This window comes from Methylopila musalis (assembly GCF_042679725.1).
Taxonomy (GTDB): Bacteria; Pseudomonadota; Alphaproteobacteria; order Rhizobiales; family Methylopilaceae; genus Methylopila; species Methylopila musalis.
This window is the reverse complement of record NZ_JBHTMX010000302.1, coordinates 1-2300: the sequence shown is the minus strand read 5'-3', so window position 1 is coordinate 2300 and position 2300 is coordinate 1. Positions and strand designations below refer to the sequence as shown.

Genomic DNA, 2300 nt, shown 5'->3' with positions numbered 1-2300 from the left:
CGACCGGCCTCACCGTGTCCGGCCCGGCCTCGGCCTTCGCCGCGTCATGAGCGGCGCGGTCCCCCATCCGCGCGGACGCTGGCTTGATCCCGTGACCGGCGCCGCGCTCGAACCGGGCGCGCTGATGCGCGCGCTCGCGGGCAGGCGCGCCGTGCTGCTGGGCGAGACCCACGACGTGGCCGAGATCCACCGCTGGCAGCTGCAGGTGACCACCTGCCTGCATCTGCTCCAGCCGAAGCTCGCGGTCGGGTTCGAGATGTTTCCGCGCCGGCTCCAGAGCGTGCTCGACGCCTGGGTGGAGGGCGCCTACTCCACCGACGCCTTCCTGGAGGCGAGCGAGTGGCGCACGGTTTGGGGCTTCGATCCGGCGCTCTACCTGCCGCTCCTGCACTTCTGCCGCCAGCAGCGCGTGCCGATGCTGGCGCTGAACTGCCGGCGGGCGCTCGTCACCGAGGTGGGCAAGCTTGGCTGGGACGCCATTCCCGAGGCGGACCGGGACGGGCTCACGCCCTCCGCCCCCGCCCTTCCCGCCTATCGCGAATGGCTGTTCGGCCTCGGCGCGCGCTCGCCCGACCGCCCCGCCGCCTCCGCCATGGACCCGGCCTTCGACCGGTTCGTGCGGGCGCAGCAGACCTGGGACCGCGCCTTCGCCTGCAACATCGCCCGCGCGCTCGACGAGCGCGACATCCCGCTCGTGGTCGGGATCATCGGCCGCGGCCATCTCGAATACGGCTACGGCACGCCGTTCCAGCTCGACGACCTCGGCGTCGCCGGGGTCGCGACCCTGCTGCCGAACGAGGACGCGACCTTCACGCCCGAGCCCGGCCGACGCCGCGCCGACGCGGTGTTCCGTCTCGACCGGCCGGAGCCGCCGCTGTCGGCCCGCTCCACGCCGCCCGGACGGACGGCGGCCTGAAGGAGCGCCCGCGTGATCGCCTTTCTCAAGCGCCTGTTCCGTCTGTTCCGGCTCTGCGCCTCGGGCCGCGAGGGCCGGATCGGGCTCGTCTATCTCGCCGCCGTGCTGGCGCTCGGCTTCGTCGGCATCTGGGTCTCGGTGCGGCTGATCGCCTGGAACGCCGCGTTCTACAACGCGGTCCAGCAGGTGGACGGCCCCGAGCTCGTCCGGCAGGTGGGCGTGTTCCTGCTGCTTGTGGGGTCGAGCGCGGCGCTGTTCCTGTCCGGGCGCTACGTCCAGAAGCTGCTGGAGATCACCTGGCGCAAGCGCCTGACGGAGATCGCGCTCGACCGCTGGCTGTCCGGCCAGGCCTACTGGCGGCTCCGCGCCGGCGCCGGCGCGGGCGTCGCGATCGACAATCCCGACCAGCGCGTCGCCGACGACTGCCGCCTGTTCGTGGAGAAGGCGACCAACGAGGGCGTGGATTTCATCCACGCGGTGGTGTCGCTGGTCTCGTTCGCAACGGTGCTGTGGGGGCTGTCCACCTTCCCGCTCGCGTTTGAACTCGCCGGCCACGCGGTGGAGATCCCCCGCTACATGGTCTGGGCCGCCTTCCTCTATGTGGCGGCGGCGAGCGCGCTCACCCACTGGCTCGGCGCGCCGCTGAAGGCCCTGAACTTCGAGCAGCAGAAGCGCGAGGCGGACTTCCGATTCGCCCTCGCCCACCTGCGCGAGCAGGCGGAGGCGGTGGCGCTGCACCGGGGCGAGGCGGCGGAGCGGCGCGGCCTCGACGCCCGGTTCGCGGCCATCGCCGTCAACTGGCGCGCGCTGATGCGGCGCGACCTCATCCTCGGCTGCTTCACGCGGCCCTACATGCAGACCGTGCTGCGGGTTCCGCTGTTTCTCGCGCTGCCGGGGCTGATCGCGGGCAAGATCACGCTCGGCGGCCTGATGCAGCTCGCCAACGCGTTCTCGAACGTGGTGACCACCATGTCGTGGTTCGTGTTCTCCTACCGCGACCTCGCCGAGCTCGCCGCCACCGCGAGCCGTCTCGACCATTTCCTCGCCGCCACCGATCCCTCGAACGCCGCCCCGCCGGACATCGCGGTGCGGCCCTCGCCCGACGGCGCGCTGCGGACGCGCGGCCTGACACTGTCCGATCCGCGCGGCGCGAGCATCGCCGCGATCCCGGACGTCACGGTCGGCGCGGGCGGCTGCCTCTGGATCCGGGGCCGGTCGGGCCTGGGCAAGAGCACGCTGCTGAAGGCGATCGCCGGGCTGTGGCCCCATGGCGCGGGCGTGATCGAGCGCCCGGCCGGGACCATCGCCGTGCTGCCCCAGCGCCCTTACGCGCCGCTCGGGGGGCGCACGGAGGCCGCGCTCTACCCGGACGGCGACGGCGCCG

2 protein-coding genes are annotated in these 2300 nt (G+C 73.2%); both read left to right on the top strand.

From position 1 onward, the window contains the following. A partial coding sequence (locus tag ACFQ4O_RS16990; RefSeq protein ID WP_378777485.1) for a ChaN family lipoprotein occupies positions 1–916 on the top strand: 916 nt, incomplete at its 5' end. A 12-nt stretch (positions 917–928) separates the two neighbouring features. After that, positions 929–2300: ABC transporter ATP-binding protein/permease (locus tag ACFQ4O_RS16985; RefSeq protein WP_378777483.1), on the top strand; the 1372-nt coding region annotated here is incomplete at its 3' end.